Annotated in this window: 7 protein-coding genes; 6 read left to right on the top strand and 1 reads right to left on the bottom strand. The window is 34.3% G+C overall.

The features are described from left to right. The 3 genes from ACJMLH_RS02995 to ACJMLH_RS02985 form a co-directional block, all read left to right on the top strand. On the top strand, positions 1 to 327 hold a 327-nt coding region (locus ACJMLH_RS02995), incomplete at its 5' end, for a hypothetical protein (RefSeq protein ID WP_405274590.1). Positions 328 to 347: 20 nt separating this feature from the next. Next, positions 348 to 1,394, top strand: a complete 1,047-nt coding sequence (locus ACJMLH_RS02990) for a glycosyltransferase family 2 protein (protein WP_405274588.1) — start codon at positions 348 to 350, stop codon at positions 1,392 to 1,394. A 64-nt stretch (positions 1,395 to 1,458) separates the two neighbouring features. Further along, entirely contained in the window at positions 1,459 to 2,781 is a 1,323-nt protein-coding gene (locus ACJMLH_RS02985; protein ID WP_405274586.1) for a UDP-glucose dehydrogenase family protein, read from the top strand. Between the two features lie 35 nt (positions 2,782 to 2,816). On the opposite strand, the gene ACJMLH_RS02980 is transcribed toward ACJMLH_RS02985, so the two are convergent. Then, complete coding sequence (locus ACJMLH_RS02980; protein ID WP_405274584.1) at positions 2,817 to 3,674, bottom strand: methyltransferase domain-containing protein; 858 nt, start codon at positions 3,672 to 3,674, stop codon at positions 2,817 to 2,819. 320 nt (positions 3,675 to 3,994) lie between these two features. Between ACJMLH_RS02980 and ACJMLH_RS02975 the strand changes: the two genes are divergently transcribed. From ACJMLH_RS02975 to ACJMLH_RS02965, 3 genes are all read left to right on the top strand, one after another. After that, a complete protein-coding gene (locus tag ACJMLH_RS02975) occupies positions 3,995 to 4,822 on the top strand; it encodes an amino acid ABC transporter substrate-binding protein (protein ID WP_405274582.1) in 828 nt (275 codons plus the stop codon). Positions 4,823 to 4,850: 28 nt separating this feature from the next. Then, positions 4,851 to 5,501 carry an amino acid ABC transporter permease gene (locus ACJMLH_RS02970; RefSeq protein ID WP_405274580.1) on the top strand — a complete coding sequence of 217 codons (651 nt, stop codon included), beginning with the start codon at positions 4,851 to 4,853 and terminating at the stop codon, positions 5,499 to 5,501. A 12-nt stretch (positions 5,502 to 5,513) separates the two neighbouring features. Continuing rightward, positions 5,514 to 6,085, top strand: a 572-nt coding sequence (locus tag ACJMLH_RS02965) for an amino acid ABC transporter ATP-binding protein (protein ID WP_405274578.1), incomplete at its 3' end; no start/stop codon positions are given.

The raw sequence follows: 6,085 nt of genomic DNA, 5'->3' as shown, positions 1-6,085 counted from the left end.
CAGTTTGACAAATACAAAAAGAAACTGTACAACAGAAAAATGTATATGGTATACAGAAGATACGGTGAGGTGCAGGACCAGTACAAGGAATTCTTCTACACCGAAATGAAGAAGGACTTCACAAAAATATTGACTCATGAAAGATATGAGGAATTTCTTGACAATGTATTTTCAAAAAACAAGCAGCGCTTTGATGATGTTGTAAACTCAAAGGATTTCAGTGAGTTTGAAAAGCTCTATAAAGTACATGAATTAAATGAAACTCCAGAATCAGAAGGTGGATTAGGCAATAAGCTATCATCTTCAATCAAAAAATTATTCAAATAATTTTAAAGAGCGTGTTTTTAATGGTAAAGGTTTCTGTCATAATGCCTGTTTATAACGGCGAGGACTTTTTAGCTGAATCAATAGGCTGCATTTTGAATCAGACACTTACGGATTTGGAACTGATATGTGTCGATGACGGATCTGTTGACGATTCTCTTAATATCCTCAATGAACTTGCAGGCAGTGACAGTCGAATACAGGTATACCATCAGGAAAACCGTGGAGGCGGAGCTGCAAGAAACGTGGCACTGACATATGCATCAGGAGAATACGTTTACTTTATGGATGCCGATGATAAGCTGGAGCTTGATGCACTGGAAAAGCTTTACGGCTTATGCGAAGACAAAAGTCTTGATTTTACCATTTTCAAGGCCATCAATTATGATGAGGATACCGGAAAATATTATGAAACCCCTGACTATTCCATGGAAAAGCTGGCCACACAGATGAAAGGCAAAGTCTTCAGCTTTGATGATTTGGGCGATTTGATATTCAACATTACAGTAACACCCTGGAGCAAGTTCTACAATCTTGATTTTGTAAAAAGGTCAGGTGCACAGTTTGCTGAAGGACTGATATTTCACGACAATGTATTTTTCTGGGAAGTACTCTTCAATGCAAAGAGAATGTATTTTTTAGATGAGTTCCTATATACAAGAAGGAGATATTCAAAATCATCAACAGGAGCCGGCGACAAGCGCTATGCAAACATCATCATTATCATAAACAGAAACATTGAACTCTTTATCAAATATGACCAGTTTGAGAGATATAAAACCACACTTTACAACAAAAAGATATTCTGGATATATATGAGATACGAGAATATCCAGCAGAAGTACAAACAGTTCTTTTTCGATGAAATGAAAAGGGACTTCTCAAAAATGCTTACACATGAAAGATATAATGAATTCATCAAATCCCTTGAATTTAAAAACAGAGCAATTTATGATGCCTGCATAAAATGCGATAATACAGATGATTTTGATGAAACATTATCAAAATCCCTGAAAACAAATAAAATGAAAAAAGCATTGAATAAGGTTACAGGCCTATTTAAAAAATAGTTTTTTATACTTCATGTAACATATATTATAATATTATACTTAATTTTTATGGAGAATCAGAATTATGAATATTACAGTTATTGGAACCGGTTACGTAGGACTTGTTACCGGAGCATGTTTTTCTAAAATGGGTAACATGGTCTACTGCGTAGATATTGACGAGAAAAAAATAGAAGGATTGAAAAATAATATTTTACCTATTTTCGAACCGAATCTTGATACTCTGGTTAAAACCAGTCAGGAAAAAGGAGATTTGATATTCACAACAGACATTAAGGAAGCTTTGGATGAAACCAACATTGTTTTCATAGCAGTTGGTACCCCTATGGCTGAAGATGGAAGTGCAAACCTTGATTACATATTCTCAGCAGCTTCAGATATTGCAAACAACATTACACGTGATTCACTGGTTGTCATCAAATCAACAGTTCCTGTCGGAACAGGCTTTAAGGTAAGAGACCACATCAACAGGATTTTAAAGGAAAACAATTCAGACGTTAAAATAGATATTGCATCCAATCCTGAATTTTTAAAGGAAGGTCATGCTATTGAAGACTGTCTTCACCCTGACCGTGTTGTAATCGGAGCCGAAAACGATGAAGTATTTGAAACCCTCAAAGACCTTTATTCACCATTTGTCCTCAACCATGACAGGTTTGTAATGATGGATATCAAAAGTTCTGAAATGACTAAATATGTGGCAAACGCAATGCTTGCAACAAAGATTTCCTTCATGAATGAAGTGGCAAATATCTGTGAAGTAACAGGTGCAAATGTCCAGAAAGTACGTTTAGGTATCGGATCAGATAAAAGAATTGGATACAATTTCATTTATGCTGGATGCGGATATGGTGGAAGCTGTTTCCCTAAAGACGTTCAGGCATTAATCAATACCGCACAGACTCATGGATATGAACCTAAAATATTGTCAAATGTGGAAAGTGTAAACAAAAAGCAGAAAACCGTCCTTGTAAAGAAAGTCACCGACAGATTCGGCACAGACTTAAGCGGTCTGACATTCGCAGTCTGGGGACTTGCATTCAAACCGGGAACAGATGATGTAAGAGAAGCACCGTCACTTGTTATTGTATCCCAGCTGATTGATCATGGAGCAAAAATCAAGGCATATGATTCACAGGCAACTGAAGAGTTCAAAAAGGCCATTGATGACAAGTATCTTGATTCAATTGAATTTACTCCAACAAGATACAAGGCAATCGATGACAGTGATGCACTGATATTGATTACAGAATGGAAGGAATTCAGAAATCCTGACTATGACAAGCTCGCTGAAAACCTGAATCAAAGCATTATATTTGACGGAAGAAATATATACGATAAAAAAATAGAAAACAAAGGATTTGAATTGTATCAAATTGGTTGCTGACCAATTTAAATTTATTTCCTTTTTTAAAACTGCTGTTAGAATTTGGATTTTAAAACTCTCAGAGGTTTTGTCATTTTCCAGCTGGTAGTATTTTTAAGAGCATTTAATTCATTATTAATGCTTGCCTTTTCTTTTTTCAATTTAAGATTTTTAGTTTTTAATTTTTCGTTGTCATCTTTTAATTTATTCTTGTCTTCTTTTAATTTATCCTTGTCTGCTTTCAGTTTTTGATTTTCACTAATCAATTTATCTATATCGAATCTGACTCTTTTTGAAATGATTTTGGCATCCTCTTTTTTAGCTTTGATAATATAATCTCTGTTTCCCTCAATTTCCTTGTCAAATTCATATAACTGAAGGATTCTCAAATGGTTTTTATTTCCTGATATAAGCTCATAGCTGGGCTTTCTTTTGCCTGTCCAGGTATTGATTACTTTTCTGTCAATCATATGATGTCCCCTTAATGCAGGCTTATGCCATAAAAAAGGCAGGGAAATGATTGCCTTATCACAAATTCTTTCTAAATCCTTAAAAAATTCAATCTGCTGGCCAGAATAGCCGAAATGTTCTATAACCTGACATGCTATTACCAGATCATAGCTTTTATCTTCAAATGGAAGAGGTAATTTACTGCAGTCATATTTTATGAATTCCCCTGTTTCAAATGGAACATCTTTCAAATAAGATCCATATATGTCAATGATGTCTGAGTGTTTTACGAAAGGTAATTTATATGGGCCGATTTCAAGAACGGAATGTATATCATCAAACTGATTTAGCAACTCAATAATTTCATTAAAGTATTCCCACCTGTTTTCATAATATGGCTCTTTTCTTACCATTTCATCGAAAATATCCTTTGTAATAATATTTTCTTTAAAATTTTCTATCATTTTCATCGCCTAAATATTTAAATTGATATTTTATAGATAATGTAAAAGTTCGTATATTATAAAATATATTGGAATTTAATTAATATATAATTAGGCATCAGATGATGCAGTCAAATAGGGGATTATTTTTCTGAGGGAAAAAATTTCTATATATGAATCATATCTTTTTTATTCAATTTTTCGATTATTTTTTTATTTAGTTTATGTATGAAATCAATTAATTTAAATAATTTTTAGAAAATATAAATATGGCTTTTAATAAAAATAATTCATGTAGAAAAAAATTCTACATATAGTTATAACTATTTCGGTGTTTTAAAATGAAAAGAAAGATAGGTATTATTTTAGCTTTAGTCCTCGTATCATTTTTGATGGTAGGAACTGCAAGCGCAGGTTTATTTGACTTTTTGGGAGGAGGCTCTGGTTCAAACGCAACCAATGACAACAGCACTTTCATTGTAGGGTTTGATGCAGAATTCCCACCATACGGATATCAAGACGATAATGGAAGCTACACTGGTTTCGATTTAGACTTAGCAAAAGAAGTTTGTGAAAGAAATAATTGGACATTCAAAGCACAACCAATCGACTGGGATGCTAAAGATGCTGAATTGGATTCCGGATCTATTGACTGTATCTGGAACGGATTCACTATTGATGGAAGGGAAAACGATTACTTATGGTCTGACCCATACTTTGACAACAAACAAATCTTTGTTGTTAAAAGCGACTCCGGCATTAATTCTATTGCAGATTTAAAAGAAAAAACTGTTGAAACACAAAAAGATTCATCTGCATTAGCTGCTCTTGAAGGAGACAACAAAACCATCGCAGATACTTTCAAAGAATTAAAACAAGTAGCAGACTATAACACTGCATTTATGGATTTAGAATCCGGTGCATGTGATGCTGTAGCTATGGATATTGGTGTTGCTGAATATGACATCGACCAAAAAAATGGTACTGATACATATTCCATCTTGAATGAGTCAATAACAACCGAAAAATACGGAGTTGGATTCAAGAAAGGAAATACTGATTTGAAAGACACAGTACAAAAAACTTTAGATGAAATGTTTAAAGACGGTACTGTTGCTAAAATCGCTGAAAAATACGGTATTTCACAAGATGCTTTAATCCAAAAATAAATTAGATTAGAGGGGAGAATTAGTTAATATGATTTTAAGTAAAGTAATTGAATTATTACTTGGAGGTATGGTTACTTCTATAGAAATATTCTTGCTTACTTTATTATTCTCTCTTCCTCTCGGTTTAGTAATTGCCGGAGGAAGAATGAGCAAGATTGCGCCAATCAGATGGATTGCGAAGATTTATATTTCTATCATGAGAGGTACACCATTGATGTTACAACTGATTGTGGTATTTTTTGCACCATATTATGTGTTTGGAATTCAACTTTCTGCCGATTATAGATTTATAGCAGTTATCATTGCATTTACAATTAATTATGCAGCATACTTTGCTGAAATTTATAGGGGAGGTATTGAATCAATCAATAGCGGGCAGTATGAAGCTGCTCAGGTATTGGGTTATTCAAAATTGGAAACATTTTTCATAATCATTTTGCCTCAGGTCATTAAAGTAGTTCTTCCTTCTGTAACTAATGAAGTTATAACTCTTGTAAAAGACACTTCTCTTTCATTTGTTATTGCAATTCCTGAGATGTTTACCGTTGCAAAACAGATTGCAGCTTCAGAAGCGTCAATTTCTGCACTGCTTGTTGCAGGTTTATTCTATTATCTGTTCAACATTCTTGTTGCATTTGTAATGGAACGCTTTGAAGCAAGATTGGATTATTATGAATAGGGGAGGTATTTTATGAGTTTACTTGAAGTAAAAAATCTTAAAAAAAGTTTTGATGATAATGTAGTTTTAAAGGATATTTCCCTTAATGTGGAAAAAGGGGAAGTATTGGCTATTATAGGTCCTTCAGGATCAGGTAAATCTACACTTCTTAGATGTATAACAGATTTGGAACAGGAAGACAGTGGTGAAATTAACTTTGACGGAACATTCGGTTTGGTGTTCCAGAACTTTAATCTGTTTCCGCACCATTCAGTAATGAAAAACATTACCAATGCACCGATTCGCGTTCAGAAAAGGGACAAAAAAGAAGTCTTTGAACATGCCCGCAAGTTGTTGGGCCAGATGGGATTGTCAGATAAGGAAGATGCATATCCGTGCGAGCTGTCCGGTGGTCAGCAGCAAAGGGTTTCCATTGCACGCGCTCTTGCAATGAATCCGGATATTCTGTTTTTCGATGAACCGACTTCAGCACTTGACCCTGAGCTTACCGGTGAAATTTTAACAGTCATTAAGGAATTGGCTGCTCAGCACATGACCATGGTCATCGTTACTCACGAAATGGCATTTGCACGTAATGTTGCAGA

The organism is Methanobrevibacter sp., from assembly GCF_045116495.1.
GTDB lineage: Archaea > Methanobacteriota > Methanobacteria > Methanobacteriales > Methanobacteriaceae > Methanocatella.
The sequence above is the reverse complement of the archived record's forward strand: the minus strand, read 5'-3'. Positions and strand labels throughout refer to the sequence as shown.

Excerpts from the sequence above, each read along its gene's own strand:
- ACJMLH_RS02975 (WP_405274582.1), top strand. The coding sequence starts at position 3,995 with ATGAAAAGAAAGATAGGTATTATTTTAGCTTTAGTCCTCGTATCATTT.
- ACJMLH_RS02970 (WP_405274580.1), top strand. The coding sequence starts at position 4,851 with ATGATTTTAAGTAAAGTAATTGAATTATTACTTGGAGGTATGGTTACT.
- ACJMLH_RS02985 (WP_405274586.1), top strand. The coding sequence starts at position 1,459 with ATGAATATTACAGTTATTGGAACCGGTTACGTAGGACTTGTTACCGGA.
- ACJMLH_RS02990 (WP_405274588.1), top strand. The coding sequence starts at position 348 with ATGGTAAAGGTTTCTGTCATAATGCCTGTTTATAACGGCGAGGACTTT.
- ACJMLH_RS02980 (WP_405274584.1), bottom strand. The coding sequence starts at position 3,674 with ATGATAGAAAATTTTAAAGAAAATATTATTACAAAGGATATTTTCGAT.